Raw genomic sequence first — 15,390 nt, 5'->3', positions numbered from 1 at the left:
ATGTGCGTCACCGCGTTCGACACATCCCCAGTCCCGGCCTCACCCTTCGAGCGGATCATCGCCGCACCCTCGGTGATCCGCCGCAACGCCTCACCCAGATTCGTCGCCCCACACACGAACGGAACCGTGAAGGCCCACTTGTCGATGTGATTCGCATAATCAGCCGGGGTCAACACCTCGGACTCATCGATGTAATCCACACCCAACGACTGCAAGACCTGCGCCTCGGCGAAGTGCCCGATCCGGGCCTTGGCCATCACCGGAATCGAGACCGCCCCCACGATCCCATCAATCATGTCCGGATCACTCATCCGCGACACCCCGCCCTGGGCACGAATATCAGCAGGAACCCGCTCCAACGCCATCACCGCGACCGCACCAGCATCCTCAGCGATCCTCGCCTGCTCAGCGTTGACGACATCCATGATCACGCCCCCCTTCAACATCTCCGCCATCCCACGCTTCACCCGCGAGGAACCGGTCGCGGTCACGTCACCGGGCACCTCACTGGGCATCTCACTGGGCAACGAGACCACCGTCGATCACCAGGCTGACGCCGTGGATGTAGGCGGCAGCGTCGGAGGCCAGGAAGACCACGGCCGGGCTGATGTCGCCGACCTCGCCGAACCGGCCGGCCGGGGTGAAGGCGAGCCACTCCTCGGTGATCTCCGGGGTGAGCAGGTGCGCGTTCATCGGACTGTGCACGGTGCCGGGGGCTACCGCGTTCACCCGGACGCCCTCCGGGGCGAGCTCGGCGGCGAACGCCTTCACCATCAGCTCGACACCGCCCTTGGACGCGCAGTAGGCGATGTCGCCCGCCGAGCCCACGTGCCCGGAGGCTGACGACAGGAAGATCACGGCGGCGCCCTCCCCCAGGTGCGGCCTGACCGCGCGGGTCAGCCGGAACGGTGCCCGGGTGTTGGTCTCCCAGTGCGCGTCGAAGTCGGCATCGGTGATCTGGCCCAGCGCGCCCGGGCGGTAGACCCCGGCGGCGTGGACCACGACATCGATCCGGCCGAACGCCTCCAGCGCCTGCGCCACGATCTGGTCGGGCGCCTCCGCGGCGCAGATGTCCGCGGCGACCGTCACCGCGCGAGCACCTTCGGCCTCGACGGCCGCCCGGGTCTCGGCAAGCCGCTCCTCGGACCGGCCGACCAGGACGACCGCTGCGCCGGCGGCGCCGAACGCCCGGGCGATCTCCGCGCCGATGCCGGAGCTGGCGCCGGTCACGATCGCGACCTTGCCGTCGAGCTGCTGGGACTGTGCCATGGGTTTCCTACTCCTCGCTGTCGCTGTCAGGTGGTCATCGCGGCGGTGACGCCGGTGTCGGAACGCTGGATCGCGCGCTCGTCGGTGCCCAGGTACGACGCGATCACGGCCGGGGTGTTCCGGATCGTCTCCGGGTCGCCGCACGCGATCACCTTGCCCGCCTCCAGGCAGTAGATCCGATCGGAGATGCTCATCACCAGCGGCATGTCGTGCTCGATCACCACCATCGCGGCACCGAGCTCCTGCTGGATCCGGCGCAGCAACGGGCCGAACGCCTCGGTCTCCTTCTGCGCGACACCGCCGGTCGGCTCGTCGAGCATCAGCACCTTCGCGTCCGCGGCCAGCAGGCAGGCCAGCTCGACGATCCGCCGGGTCCCCGTGGACAGGTTGCAGGTGAGCTCGTCGGCGTACCGGCCGAGGCCGAGGAAGCCGATCAGGTCGTCCGCGGCCGTCCGCTTGCGGCGCTCCCGCCCCGGCGCCGGGGGCAGCCCGGTGACCGCGGTGAGCAGGTCCGTGCGCTCGCGCGCCTCCAGGGCGACCAGCACGGTCTCCCGCACCGACAGGTTCGGGTAGAGCCGGGCGGCCTGGAACCCGCGGCCCAGCCCGACCCGGTGACGGCGGTGCGGAGCCAGCCGGCTCACGTCCTGGCCGAGCACCTGGACACCGCCGGTGGACGGCACGAAGCCGCTGATCGCGTTCATCAGGGTGGACTTGCCGGCCCCGTTGGTGCCGATCAGCCCGACCAGCTCCCCGGGCCACACCTCCAGGCTGACCCGGTCGACCGCCTGGTTGCCGCCGAACCGGACGCTGAGGTCGCGGACCGCCAGCCAGGGTTCGTCCGGCGCCGGCGCGGCGATCCGCTGGTGCTCGACCACCTGGACCGGCGCCGCCACGACCTCCTCCGCGTCCTCCCGGTCGAGGCGACGTTCAGCCGCCCCGAGCACGAGGCTGCGGATGCCGTGCACGATCTGCATCAGCCCGCCCGGGAAGTACATCAGCAGCACCAGGAGACCGATACCGCTGGTGAGCAGCTGGACCTCCTGGACGTCCCCGAAGAGCGCGGGGAGACCGCGGGTGAACAGCGCACCGACGATCGGGCCGGCCACCGAGCCGATGCCGCCGATGATCGCGGTGGAGACGAGCAGCACCGAGCCGTCCGGGTCGAAGGTGGACGACGGGGTGATCTGCACCCGCAGGGTCACGAAGAAGCAGCCGGCCAACGAGGCCATTGCTCCGGCGATGCCGAACGCCATCAGCTTCATCCGGGTCGGTGAGACGGTCGCGGCCGCGGCCATCTCCTCGTTGTCGCTGACGGCGATCATCGAGCGGCCGATCCCGCTGCGCCGGATCCGGATCAGGATGCCGACCAGCACCGCGAGGGTCGCCAGGCAGAGGAAGTAGAACGCCCGCCCCGACGCCAGGTCGATGCCGCCGAGCCGGGGTCCCTCCATGTACGGCGTCTTGTTCTCGAACTCGGAGCCGGTGAACCACGCCTGCCGGAAGATCCAGGTGGACGACGCGACCGCGAACGCCAGCGTGATCACCGCCAGGAAGAGCCCCTTCACCCGGAGCGCCGAGACACCGATCAGCAGCGCCGCCACGCCGCCGATCGCGGTCGCGAACGCGGCCGCCTGCCACCAGGGCAGTGCCAGTCCGAAGTTCGGCAGGAACGGGAACGAGGTGCCGTGCGTGGTCATCACCATCACCCCGGCGCCGAGCCCGACGAAGGCGAACTGACCCAGGGTGAACTGACCTGCCCAGCCGGTCAGCATCGACAACGGCAGCGCCATCATCGCGAACACCAGGACGTCGGTCCAGGCGACCGTGTCGCCCGGCGAGCTGAACACGAACGGGACCACCGCCAGCAGCGCGAAGAGCAGCGCGAAGCCGAACAGGTTGGCGTGCCGGACGTACCAGACCCGGCGGAGCCGCTCCGGGACGCTCTGCAGCTTCACGGCCAGCGCGAAGGAGTTGTCGCCGCCGCGGCCCCGGACCCAGAAGAGCACCAGCACGATCGCGGCGAGCAGCAACCAGACGTCCACGATGGCGCCGTTGCGGGAGTCCACGCTGGCCCGGGCGATCGACTCCGCGACGCCGACCAGCAGCCCGCCGACCAGGGTCATCGGCAGCGAGCTCAGCCGGGCGATCAGGGCGACCACCAGCGCGCGCACCATCAGGCCGGGCCCGAGCGCGGCCGCACCCGAACCGACGATGCTGCCCGGGGTGATGCCCTGGATCGGGGCGATCAGGATCGCGGTCACCGCGGCGAAACCCGCGGCGATCATCCAGACGATGGTGGAGGTCCGCTTGACGCTGATCCCGAAGACCCGGGCGGTGTCCGGGTTGCCGGCGCTGGCCCGGACCATCAGGCCCCAGCGGGTGCGGGTCAGGAACAGAGCCAGCGCCAGGATGGTCAGCGGCGCGACGATCAGGATCAGCACGTCGCGGCCGACGATCTGGACGTCGCCGAACTGCCAGCGCAGGTCGAACGGCATCGGGAACGCCTTGCTCGCACCGCGCTCGGGCAGCGAGACCCGGGCCACCACCAGCAGCTGCGCGACTCCGATGGTGCCGATCAGCAGCACCAGCTTGGATGCCGACGACAGCCGTCTGACCACGGTGGTCTCGATCACCAGTCCGACCAGGCAGGCGGACGCCACGGCGAGCACGAACGCGGGCCAGTAGGGCACCCCGAAGCCGGCCGCGAGCAGGGTGAAGATGGCCACCCCGAAGGCACCGATCTCGCCCTGGGCGAAGTTGAGGACGCCGGTGGAGCGGTAGATCAGCACGAACCCGGCGGCCAGGATCGCGTACACCAGCCCGAGGACCACGCCGTTGACGACGGTCTGCTGGGTGACGGTGACGAAGAGCGGATTCACGTCAGCTCCGATCGTTTCCGAGGAACACGGCACGGACCAGGTCGTCGCGCTCGGCCAGCTCGTCGGCCGGGCCCTCGAACATGATCCGGCCCTTCTCCATGAAGACGGCCCGGTCGGCGAAGGCGAGCGCGAGGTTGAGCGACTGCTCCACGATGATCATCGTCATCCCCTCGGCACGCAGGCCGTTGAGCACCTCGAGCAGCTCCTGGACCACCACCGGGGCCAGCCCCAGCGAGAGCTCGTCGATGATCAGCAGCTCCGGGTCGTGCAGCAGCGTCATCGCCAGAGCGAGCATCTGCTGCTGACCGCCGGAGAGGTCGCCGGCCAAGGTGCGCTCGGCCTCCCGGAGAGCCGGGAAGCGCTCGTAGGCGCGTTCGGTACGACGCTCCCGCTCGGCCGGGGTGAGCCCGGCGGAGAGCATCGCGGCGCGCAGGTTCTCCGCGACGGTGAGCTGGCCGAAGCAGCCGGCGCCGCCGCGCAGCTGGACCACCCCGGCCTTGAAGCGCACCTCCGCCTCGGAGTAGGTCAGCGACTGTCCGTGCAGCCGGACCACGCCGCGGTCGGGGATGCCGAGTCCGCTGATCACCCGGAGCAGCGTGGACTTGCCGGCACCGTTGGTACCGAGCAGGGCGAGCACCTCGCCGCGCCGGACGTCCAGGTTGACGTCGAAGAGGATCTGGACCGGGCCGTAGCTGAAGTCGAGGTTGCGCACCTGCAGCGCGGGGATGTCGTCGGGGTTGGCGCGCATCCGCTCCGTCTCGGCCCGCTCCTCGAGCATCTCCTCGACGGCACGCGAGATGTCCGCCTTGAGGAACCGGGCGCCGTAGCGGAAGAGCAGCCCGCCGGCGATCGCGGAGATCGGCACGATGACGGTCAGGGCGACCCGCTCGCCGTACGCGTCGGAGACGGCGCCGGCGCCGAGGGCGCCGATGAAGCCTCCCATCAGGAAGGTGAAGACCGGCACGATCGCGAACGCCTGACCGCGCAACCGGTACGGCGCCACCGAGGCGACCAGTGGGTTGATCACCACCAGCGCTCCCCCGGTGCAGGCGCAGGCAAGACCGTAGAAGCCGATCAGCAGCACGATCGGGTGGAACTGCAGGCCGATGACCAGGATGACGCCGAACGCGATGATCATCGACCCGGCCAGCCGGACGGTCCGCTCCGGCGTGACCCGGTAGATCCGGTCGAAGGCGGCGCCGGCGACGAACATCGCCACGATCGTCGGGATCTGCGCCAGCGAGAGGATCCAGCCGCGGGTGAATGGCCCGTAGCCGTACTCGTCCTCGAGCAGCAAGGAGAGCTGCAGCGGCACCGTGATCAGCGCCAGCCCGAGCGCCCCGATGCCCATGCACATGAAGTAGAACGTCTTCACCTTGCGCAGCCGCTGGTAGGCGATCGAGATCGTCACCGGCAGCTCCGGGCGCACCTTCTGCTCCATCACCCCGCCCAGGACCGCGGTCTGCTCGAACTGCCCGCGCGGCGGTTCCGGCAGGAAGAACGCGGCGGCGAGCGCCAGCACGGCCAGTGGAGCGGCCAGGGCCAGGTAGCCCCAGCGCCAGCCCTCCGGCCCGCCGGCGAGGTTCGCGATAGTGCCGGCCACGAACGGGCCCAGCGCCAGCCCGAGCGGGGTCGCGGTCGCATGCAGGGAGAACATCCGGCCGCGACCCTCGATCGGGTAGGCATCCGCGATCAGCGAGCCGAAGACCGGGTTCGAGTACGCCGTCGCCGCCCCCAGCAGGGTGAAGGCCAGGAACAGGTGGAAGGTGTTCTGGGCCAGGCCGGCACCGATCAGCGACAGCGCGCCGAAGATGCCGGAGACGGCGACGATCCGGTTGCGCGGCAGCCGGTCCGCGAGCGCCGCGATCGGGATCGCGCCCATGATGAGGGCGAGACCGCCGAACGATGCCAGTCCGATCAGCTTGGTGTCGCTGATGCCGAACCAGCTCTGGATGTCCGGGCCGAGGACGTTGGTCGCCTCCCGGCTGAGCTGCTCGACCACGACGAGGAGGACGGCGAGGGTGATCGTCACCCAGCCACCGCGACGCAACGTCGCTCGCAGACCGAGACTGCTGGCACCGACTCCGGGGAGCAGGTCGTCCGGCATCAGCACCGGTGCACTCCGGTCGGCCGCGGCGGCCTTCCGGTCGGCCTCCTCGGCGAGCACGGTCGCGGTCAGCGACGATGCCGCGGAGGGCGGTTCCGGAGGTGCCAGGGTCTCGTTGTCCATGAGCAGGTGCGTTCCTTCGTCGTGGTCGAGAAGCTCGTCAGGGGATCAGTCGGGCAGCGGCAGGAAGTCGCTGACCGGCTCGATGCAGTGGCCGACCGCGTTGCTCACCTTCAGCTTGCACGGGAAGGAGAACTTCTCCCGCACGACCGCGTCCGGTCCGGTCGGCTTGCCGGGACGGAAGCTGGCCGGCAGCCCCTCGCCGTGGTCGAACTTCCCGAAGTTCCCGAGCACCTCGTAGATGTCCTCGCGGGTCGGGTTGGCACCGGCTGCCTCGATCGCCCGGGCGAGCATCCGCACCCCGGCGCAGTGCGAAGCGACGCTGCTGGCGCGGCGGTTGTCCTCGTCCTCGTACTGGTCGTAGGGCTTGGTCACCTTGGTGCTGTTCGCGGCGTAGGTCTCGTTGCACATGGCGACGAACGGGTCCGGCTCGAACCCGTCGATCCGGTGCTCGCCGGCCCGGCTGCCGGACCAGATGGTGGCGCCGTCGTACAGCTCACCGGCCTCCTTGCCGCCGAACTCGACCATCTTGCCGGTGACCAGCTCGCTGTCCTGGGCCATGAAGCTGGAGTTCACGAACTGCACATCGCCCGGCTTGAAGCCCTGGGTGACCATCTCGCGAAGGTAGGTCGGCAGGTTGATCGTGTCCAGCAGCGGGAAGACCACGTCGACCTTGTCGGAGCGCATGCCCTGTACCGAGGGGATCAGGCCCTCGGTGCACTTGCCGTCCGCGCAGCCGAGCGCGTCGACCCGGGCCACGTCCACGCCCTCGTCCTCCAGCGTGGCGACCAGACCCTCCTGGACCACCTGGCCGTTCGGGTCCTGGTCGCCGTAGACGACGCCGACCTTCTTGCCCTTCAGCTCGTCGACCATCTCCAGCGCCGCGTACTTGAGGATGTTCTCCGGCGAGTGGTTCACCGAGAACAGCCGGCCGTCGGCCTGGGCGAAGTCGCGCTTGCCGAGGTCGTACGTCGTCACGAAGCCGGTCTTCTTCGGCCCGCTCAGGCAGCTGGCGAGGGGATTGCCGACGCCGCTGTAGGAGAACGCGACGACCGCGTGCAGCTCGTCGGCGACCTTGGTGCAGGTCTGCTGCGCCTCGACCTCCGGGTCACCGCCGAAGCCGGGCACCGGTTGGGCGATCGTCTCCAGCTTGAGCTTGCGGCCGTTGATGCCGCCGCACTTGTCGTTGATGTAGTCGACGAACACCTGGGCCTGGTCGGCCTGGTCGCCGTTGTCGAAGGCGAACCCGACCTTCTCCAGGTCCTCGATCTTGAGCCGGATGTTCGCGATCACCACCTCGTCGGCGGTGATGCCCGGGGCGGTGGCCTTCGGTGCCTCGTCGGGCGCATCCGCCGCCGGGCGGCAGAACTCCTCGTTGCCGGTGAACCGGCTGTCGAAGGACTCGGCGATGCCGGGTCCGCTGTCTCCTCCGTCAGGCTTGGAGTCGGAGGTCCCGGAACCGTCCGTCGTACAGGCCGTGGCCAGGAGAAGACAGCAGAGTCCTGCGACCGCTGCCATGCGCGTGCTGACATTCCTCATCTGCTGTTCCTGTTCTCGTGGGTGGGTGTGGCGGTGTTCCGGGACGGCTAGAGCCGGCCGTCGATCCAGGCGTAGAGGGACTCGGCCGCGGTGGCGTTGGCACCGTTCTGGCAGTGCAGCTGCGCGGTGGTGCTCTCGTCGAGGACGAGGTACTCCTTCTCGCAGGTCAGCGCCTCGAAGAGCTTCTGGCCCTCGCCGACGGAGAAGAGCTCGGTGACGCCGTCCATGATCAGCGTGGGGCACTCGATCTGGTCCGCGATGCCGGTGAGGTCGCACTTGTCGAGCTCGACGGTGAGGTCGTACGGGTTGTCCACGCCGTGCTTCCAGAGGAAGTCCCGGATCCCCCAGGCGTGCAGCGGGCTCACCTCCTGGGCGCGTGCCGAGGCCGCGTTGTAGGCCTCCGGTCCCTGGTCGAACGCCGCGGAGAGCTCGGCACCCAGGTTCTGCCGGATCGAGCCGCCCCAGTCGAGGACGCCGGGATCGGCGATCAGCAGCTTGATCCGCTTCTCGAAGACGGCGGCCCGGGGAGCCAGGTAGCCGCCGAAGCTGAGCCCCATCAGCGCGAGCCGCTCGGGGTCGATGCCGTCCAGCTCAAGCGCGAAATCGACGACCGGGGTGATCACGTTCTCCCAGTCGTAGCGGAACGGCAGGTTGTTCACCCGGAGCGCCATTCCCTGCCCCGGCCCTTGGACGGCCAGGCAGTGGTAGCCGCGCCGGATCGCGTTGTCGTAGACCCAGCGGGTGTCCTCGGGCCAGGCGTCGCGCCCCTGGTGGAAGATGATCAGTGGTGCCGGTCCGGTCGCGTGCGGGCTCCGGTACAGGTACGCCGGCAGGAAGCTGTCCTCGTAGGGGATCTCCAGCCGCTCGCCGGGGTAGCCGGACAGCTCCAGGTACTTGTCGTAGCAGGCGTAGCTGGTCAGCGCGTACTCCCGGGTGCGCGGGTCCTCCGGCTCGGTGAAGTGCATCAGCGAGGCCCGCCAGTAGGTCGAGGCGCGCAGGTACTGGTCACCTGCCGAGATCCGGTGCCCGTTCCGCTCGGAGTCCTCGGCGCGGCCCTGCAGCGTCCGGGCCATCGCGCTCCACGAGGAGACCCAGCTCTCCTCGTCGTGCAGCCGGATCGTGCGGGCGACCTCGAGGCACTCGCCGAGGTCGGACATGCCGTAGAACATCATGCTGATGTGGTGCTTGAGCTGGTCGTCCATGACCACGTCGTCGATGAACTGGTGTGAGGTCCAGGTCGGTCCGGGAAAAGACGGATTCGGCCAGGTGATGCTGTCTGTCACGATCTCTCCTGTGGGTGGGTCGGAACTGCTTCAGCCTCAGGCTGCGGTCAGGGGTTTGCGGCCGGCCCAGGGACGGGCGGCCTCGAGCTGCGCGGCGAGCCGGAACAACATGCCCTCGTCGCCGTACGGGGCGACGAAGTGCGCGCCTACCGGGATGTCGTCGGCGGTCCAGTAGAGCGGCACCGACATGGCCGGCTGCCCGGTCACGTTGATCAGCGTCGTGAAGGGCAGGTACGACGCCGCCGCGCGCATGCCCCGGGTGGGGTCCTCCGCGGTGGCGCTGAACGAGCCCAGCGCCGGCGGCGCGCTCCCCGCGGTCGGCGTCAGCCAGATGTCGTAGGGCTGCTGGAACCGCTGGACGTCCTCGGAGAGGGCCTGCAGCGCCGCGAGCCCGTCCGCGTACTCGGCCACGGTGGCGGTACTGGTGCGGCCGCGCATGATCAGGTCCCAGGTGGCCGGCTCGAAGTGCTCCTCGAGCGCCACCTTGCCGGTGAGCTGCTCCAGGCGGGCGATGTCCCAGGCGAGGCCGTGGGCGGTCACCACCCCGAACGGACCGGCGATGCCGCCGAGATCAAGCTTCGGGACGCCGTACTCCACGTGGTGGCCGAGGCTCTCGCAGAGCCGGGCGGCGTCCTCGACGGCGGCGACCGCGTGCCCGTCGAGGGGCACACCCGTCGGCGACTCGTTGCTGACGACGATCCGGAGCCGGCCCGGGTCGGCGCCGACCTCGGAGAGGTAGGGACGCTCGGGTCGCGGGGCCTGGAACGGGTCGGCGAAGCCGGGACCGGCGGACGCGTCGAGGAGCGCCGCCGAGTCGCGCACGGTGAGGCTGATCGCGTTCTCGCTGAGGAACGACATCCGGGCCGAGACGCCGAGGTGGCGACGCGAGGACGTGATCCGAAGCCGGGTCGGCTTCATGCCGAAGACGCCGCAGCAGGAGGCAGGGATCCGGATCGATCCGCCGCTGTCGGACGCGTGCGCGATCGGCACCATCCGGGTGGCGACCGCCGCCGCCGCACCGCCGCTAGACCCACCGGCGGTGAGGTCGAGGTTCCACGGGTTGCGGGTCGGACCGAACGCCTCCGGCTCGGTGGTCGGCTGGAGCCCGAACTCCGGCATGTTCGTCTTGCCGCAGGCGACGAGGCCGGCGGCCTTATAGCGGAGGTAGAGCTCGCCGTCCTCCTTCGAGATGTTGTCCATCAGGTAGCGGCTGCCCGAGGTGAGCCGGGTGCCGGCGACCCCCACCGCGCCGCCGTCCTTGAGCAGGAACGGCACTCCCTGGAAGGGGCCGTCGGCGATCGGCCCGGCCACCTCCGCACGGGCCTCGTCGTACAGGGTGGTGATCACGGCGTTCACGGCCGGGTTGGCCTTCGTGATCCGTTCGATCGCGTCCTCGAGTAGAGCTGCCGGCGTCACCTGCCCGGTCTTCACCAGCTCTGCCATCCCGAGGCCGTCCAGATTCTCGAACTCACTCATTCCGACTCCTCCCGGCGACCACGCGGTACGCCGACTCGTAGCTGACAGTCATTATGGTCTCGATCTCCCTGCATTGACAAGCAATTCGTTGGTTACATTCAGATTTCAAGAGTTATACGGTCGTTTGTGGTGTCACTTTGCTCGGATGCGATAGCCGGGCGAGGCAATCCGGTCGCCGCCAGCGCGGCCACCACGAGCCCTCCGGCAAGCACCAGGAAGCCCGCCAGGTACGGGTCGCCGGACGCGGCGCTCGCGGTCACCACGGCGGCCAGGAGCGCCGTACCGACGGCACCGCCCACGACGCGGAGGTTCGCGTTCATGCCCGCCACCGCGGCGAGCTGAGAGCTCGGCACGGTGTCGAGCAGGTGGTTGGTCAGGCAGACGATCGCGACCCCGAGCCCGAGCCCGAGGACGGTGTAGGAGACGACGAAGGTGGTGCGGGATCCCGACGACAGCGCGATCCCGGCCATGCCGAGAGCGGCCACCGCGCACGCGACCACGATCAACGGGCGGGTGCCCAGCGGGCGGGCCAGATGCGGTGCGACGATCCCGCCCGCGAACGACGCCACCGCGCACGGCAGCATCAGCAGGCCCGCGACCGACGTACTGGCGCCGAAGCCGTGCCCGGACACGGGAGCCTGCAGCATCGGCGCGACGAAGGCGAACGACGCGTACATTCCGAAGCCCACCAGGAAGCCGACGACGTGGCCGACCGCGACCGCGCGCCGGCGCAGCAGGGCCAGGTCCATGAAGGCGGTGGCGGGCCGGCGACGGTCGATGGCCCACTGGCCGGCGAACCCTAGGACGCAGAGCAGCAGCAGACCGAGCACCTCGGCGCTCAGCCACCCCCAGCGGGCCGACTGGTTGAGCGCGATCAAGCCGGACACCATGCCGATGCCGAACAGTCCCGCGGCGACGAACGGAACCGGCTCCCCCGTCCGGCCCTGCCGCCGAGGGATGACGACGACGGCCACGGTCGCGGCGATCGCGGTGGCGGCCAGCGGGATCCAGAAGAGGTACTCGTAGCCCAGCGAGTCGATGATCGGTCCGCCGATGACGATGCCGACAGCGCTCGAGACGCCCATCAGGCTGGAGATCAGCCCGACCGCCGCCGGTCCGCGGTCGGCCGGCACGTGCTCCCGGACGATCGCGTAGGACAAGGGCAGCACGCCCCCGCCGGCCCCCTGGACCACGCGGGCGAGGATCAGCACCTCGACCGAGGGCGCCAGCGCGGCCAGCAGCGACCCGGCGGTGAGCACGACCAAGCAGCCGATCAGCAGCCGCTCGCGACCGACCACGTCACCGACCCGGCCGAGCACCGGGGTCAGCACCGCGGACGATGCCAGGTACGCGGTGACGACCCAGGTGATCGTCGCCTGGTCCGTGTCGAACTCCCGCTGGAGGTGCGGCAGCGCCGGGAAGGTCAGGGAGGTGATCAGACCGAACGCCGTGACGGCGAGCGCCAGCACGCCGACCACCAGGAGCGGGCGCGCGCCGGCGTCCCGTGCGGACGGCGTCCGCACGGCCCCCGGCCCCGCTCCCTGATCCGTCATCGGTCAGGCGCCGACGAGCTGGTCGACCGCGCCGCCGAGCAGACCCAGATGCAGATCGACGTCCGCCTCGGTCGTGGCCGGGCACATCAGCGCCATGTTGTGGAACGGCGTCAGCAGGACCCCTCGGTTGAGCAGGTAGAGGTGCAGGTAGTCCTCCAGCAGCAGGTCGGTGGCCGCCTCGGAGGCGGTGCCGTTGCGCGGAGCCGGATCCGTGAACCGGTACTCGGCCCGCGCACCCAGCTGACTGATCGACCAGGGCAGGCCCGCGCCGCGGATGATCTTCTCCACGCCGGTCGCGTACCGGGTCGAGAGCGCGGTCATCTGCACGAAGGCCTCCGGGGTGAGCACTTCGGTCAGCGTGGCCCGAACGGCCGCCAGCGACAACGCATTTCCGGCGAGGGTGCCGCCGACACCGCCGGTGTCGACGAGGTCCAGGTCCGGGCGAGCGGCCAGCCGGTCCGCGACGTCCTGGCTGATCCCGTACGCCGCCGACGGGATGCCGCCGCCGATCGCCTTGCCCAAGGTCACGATGTCCGGCTCGAGACGCCACGCGGCCGTGCAGCCGCCGGGTCCTGCCGAGAGGGTGTGGGTCTCGTCGTTGATCAGCAGGGTGCCGGCCGCCCTGGTCAGCGCCCGGACGCCGGCCAGGTAGCCGGGCTCGGGCAGCACGATGCCCATGTTGGTCATCGCCGGCTCCATCAGGACCGCGGCGACGTCCCCGTGGGCGAGCTCGCGCTCCAGGTCCGCGAGGTCGTTGAACTCGGCGACGCGGGTGGTCCGTGCGACGTCGCACGGCGGACCGACGTTGCCGCGCCGCGACACCGCTCCGTCGGGGCCCTTCACCGCAAAGCTCTCGTCGACGCTGCCGTGGTACGAGTAGCTGTTGACCAGGATCTTCGACCGCCCGGTGAGCGCCCGCGCCAGCCGGATGCTCCACCGGTTCGCGTCGGTCGCGGTGAGCGCGAAGCTCCACAGCGGGAGACCGAACCGGTCCGCCAGGATCGAGCCGCAGACACCGGCGTCCTCGGTCAGCAGCATCGTGGTCGCACCGCCGAGCGTGCCGTACCGGCGCGCGACCGCTTCCACGGTCGGGAGCGGCGAGTGGCCGGCCATCGCCCCGGTGTCGCCGAGGCAGAAGTCGACGAGCTCGTGCCCGTCCGCGTCGACGACCCGGGCGCCGAACGCACCCTCGAAGTGCAACGGGAACGGCGCCGCGCTCTTCGCGAGCCAGGTCATCGGCACACCGCCGAACAGGTTGCCGGTCCCGCCCTGCCGCGCCGCGGACACCGGGTTCCGGGCGAGGTACGTCGCCCGCTCCTGCGCCACCATCGCCTCGACCGCACGGGGGTCGTAGCCTGCTTGGTCGTTCATGCCTTCACCAGCTCCTCGTTGTCGAGACTCGTCCGGCGGCGCTCGGTCGCCGCCACGTCGATCTGGAGTGCGTCGTCGAGGACGACGCCGTACACGGCCGCGGCGCGATCGCGGGAGATCCAGCCCTCGCGGACGTCGTGGACCACCGCGGCGGGATCGCGCCGGGTCGGCCGGCCGTAACCGCCGCCACCACTGGTCCGGGCCAGCAGCCGCTCGCCGTCGAGGATCCGCACCGGTCCGCAGATGTCCACCGGCTCGACGGTGCCGTCGGTGGTGCGCTTGGCCTGGATCGAGGGTGCGCCCGGCAGTCCTTCGCGGGCACCGGCCATCGCGTTGATCGAGCCGTCGTTGGCGTAGATCGCCTCGAGCGTCCCGCCGACCGGGCCGTACTCCACGTCGATCCCGGGCGCTCCGCGCAGCTCGCCGGCACCCTCGGTGTCGACGGCGATGCCGCGGCGGTGGATCAGGATCGGCTGCTTGAGCTCGTCGATCTCGACCGAGTCCAGCAGCAGCGTCCCGCCCGAACCGAGATCGCTCATCGTGAGCCAGCCGTCGGAGTGCGGACTGCCGGCCCCGCCGTTGGTACCCGTGAAGATCTGGTTGACGAACGGGGTGCTGCCCTCGCGCCGGTCGATCCCGGAGACGACCGCCTCGGAGGGCGACATCCCGGAGCCCACCTCGGCCATGCCAATACCCGGACCGATCTCGGCCATCGCTCGCTGGACGGCGTTGCCGAGCCGGTTGGCGAGGTTGGTCGTCGCCGTCGAGGTGCTCGCCGGGTGCCGGGCGATCCCGACGACGCAGTTCTCCCGCAGGTGCACCTGGACCCGCCGGAAGCTGCCCTGGTTGTGCGGCACCGTGTGGTCGATGCTGTTGAAGATGCCGATCAGCGCGGCCGTCCGCGAGGTCGCCTCGCTGAGGTTGAGCCCGGCCGGGACGCAGTCGATGTTGTCGCGCAGGTCGACGTCGATGGTGCCGGCGACCGGGTCGACCTCCAGCGCGACCTGGATCGGGATGCCCTCGGGAACCCCGGGGAAGGGGTCGTGGCACGTGGTCGTGACCGCTCGCCCGGCGGGGAGCTTCCTGATCGCCGAGGCCATCCGGATCTCGCTGTAGTCCAGCCACTTCCCGGAGAACACGTCGAGCGCGTCCCAGCCGACCTCGTCGGCGAGCTGGAGCAGCGCGCGCTCGCCGATCCGGGCGCTCCCGAGGATCGCCAGGTAGTCGCCGCGCCACTGCTCGGGGACGCGGATCCGCATCTCGCACATCCGCAGGATGTCCTCGCAGTCGCGGTACTGGTCCTGGACTTTGACCACCGGGAAGATCAGCGCACCCTCCTCGTAGACGTCGCGCGCGCTGGCCATGTAGGTGGTCGGGATGGAGTTGCCGCAGTCGGCCTGGTGGGCCTTGGCGAGCACCGTGAACCGGTGCTTCCCGTCCGCGTCGACCACCGGGATCAGGATCGAGTGATCGGCGGCGTGGGTGTTGCCGTGGTACGGCGAGTTGTGCAGGAACGCCTCACCGGCATGCACCTCGGGGTAGAACTCGAGCATCGACCGGGCCTGCAGGTCGGGTCCGCCCATCACGTGGATCGGCGGGCTCTGGCCGGTCATCAGGACGTCGCCGTCAGCGGTGAGGATGCAGCAGGAGAAGTCCCGGGCAGTGTTCAGGACGCCGGAGCGCCCCGACCGCGCGAGGGTGTTCTGCATCCGGGTCACGATCGCCTCGAACCGGTGGCTGAGCACGGCGAGCTGGGCGCTCTCGGCGGCCGAGGACCTGGGTTGTTCGGACAT

The 15,390-nt window shown here is 70.3% G+C and carries 10 protein-coding genes; all 10 read right to left on the bottom strand.

Annotated elements, in window-relative coordinates; all coding sequences use genetic code 11:
- Positions 1–515, bottom strand: a 515-nt coding sequence (locus EFK50_RS12150) for a beta/alpha barrel domain-containing protein (protein WP_484213816.1), incomplete at its 3' end; no start/stop codon positions are given.
- A 1-nt stretch (position 516) separates the two neighbouring features.
- The gene (locus EFK50_RS12145) at positions 517–1,269 is read right to left on the bottom strand and encodes an SDR family NAD(P)-dependent oxidoreductase (RefSeq protein WP_123227809.1); all 753 of its coding nucleotides are present in this window, start codon (positions 1,267–1,269) and stop codon (positions 517–519) included.
- A 26-nt stretch (positions 1,270–1,295) separates the two neighbouring features.
- Positions 1,296–4,148 carry an ABC transporter permease subunit gene (locus EFK50_RS12140; RefSeq protein WP_183407794.1) on the bottom strand — a complete coding sequence of 951 codons (2,853 nt, stop codon included), beginning with the start codon at positions 4,146–4,148 and terminating at the stop codon, positions 1,296–1,298.
- A 1-nt stretch (position 4,149) separates the two neighbouring features.
- The gene (locus EFK50_RS12135; RefSeq protein WP_123227807.1) at positions 4,150–6,378 is read right to left on the bottom strand and encodes an ATP-binding protein; all 2,229 of its coding nucleotides are present in this window, start codon (positions 6,376–6,378) and stop codon (positions 4,150–4,152) included.
- A gap of 45 nt (positions 6,379–6,423) precedes the next feature.
- On the bottom strand, positions 6,424–7,893 hold the full coding sequence (locus EFK50_RS12130) for an ABC transporter substrate-binding protein (protein ID WP_183407793.1): 1,470 nt from the start codon (positions 7,891–7,893) through the stop codon (positions 6,424–6,426).
- Positions 7,894–7,961: 68 nt separating this feature from the next.
- A complete protein-coding gene (locus tag EFK50_RS12125) occupies positions 7,962–9,197 on the bottom strand; it encodes an alpha/beta hydrolase family protein (RefSeq protein WP_221177366.1) in 1,236 nt (411 codons plus the stop codon).
- 36 nt (positions 9,198–9,233) lie between these two features.
- Positions 9,234–10,673 (bottom strand): amidase, encoded by a 1,440-nt coding sequence (locus tag EFK50_RS12120; protein WP_123227804.1) that lies wholly within the window; start codon positions 10,671–10,673, stop codon positions 9,234–9,236.
- Between the two features lie 98 nt (positions 10,674–10,771).
- A complete protein-coding gene (locus EFK50_RS12115) occupies positions 10,772–12,226 on the bottom strand; it encodes an MFS transporter (protein ID WP_123227803.1) in 1,455 nt (484 codons plus the stop codon).
- A gap of 3 nt (positions 12,227–12,229) precedes the next feature.
- Positions 12,230–13,597: a transaminase gene (locus EFK50_RS12110; RefSeq protein ID WP_123227802.1), complete on the bottom strand. Its 1,368-nt coding sequence runs from the start codon at positions 13,595–13,597 to the stop codon at positions 12,230–12,232.
- A complete protein-coding gene (locus EFK50_RS12105; RefSeq protein WP_123227801.1) occupies positions 13,594–15,390 on the bottom strand; it encodes a hydantoinase B/oxoprolinase family protein in 1,797 nt (598 codons plus the stop codon). The genes EFK50_RS12110 and EFK50_RS12105 overlap by 4 nt, the downstream gene beginning before the upstream one ends.

Source organism: Nocardioides marmoriginsengisoli (assembly GCF_003725695.1).
Classification (GTDB): Bacteria; Actinomycetota; Actinomycetes; order Propionibacteriales; family Nocardioidaceae; genus Marmoricola; species Marmoricola marmoriginsengisoli.
This window is presented reverse-complemented; position numbering and strand designations above follow the sequence as displayed.

Bases quoted from the DNA above. Each gene is read 5' to 3' on its own strand.
- EFK50_RS12145 (WP_123227809.1), bottom strand. From the start codon at position 1,269: ATGGCACAGTCCCAGCAGCTCGACGGCAAGGTCGCGATCGTGACCGGC.
- EFK50_RS12135 (WP_123227807.1), bottom strand. From the start codon at position 6,378: ATGGACAACGAGACCCTGGCACCTCCGGAACCGCCCTCCGCGGCATCG.
- EFK50_RS12130 (WP_183407793.1), bottom strand. From the start codon at position 7,893: ATGGCAGCGGTCGCAGGACTCTGCTGTCTTCTCCTGGCCACGGCCTGT.
- EFK50_RS12120 (WP_123227804.1), bottom strand. From the start codon at position 10,673: ATGAGTGAGTTCGAGAATCTGGACGGCCTCGGGATGGCAGAGCTGGTG.
- EFK50_RS12115 (WP_123227803.1), bottom strand. From the start codon at position 12,226: ATGACGGATCAGGGAGCGGGGCCGGGGGCCGTGCGGACGCCGTCCGCA.
- EFK50_RS12110 (WP_123227802.1), bottom strand. From the start codon at position 13,597: ATGAACGACCAAGCAGGCTACGACCCCCGTGCGGTCGAGGCGATGGTG.
- EFK50_RS12105 (WP_123227801.1), bottom strand. From the start codon at position 15,390: ATGTCCGAACAACCCAGGTCCTCGGCCGCCGAGAGCGCCCAGCTCGCC.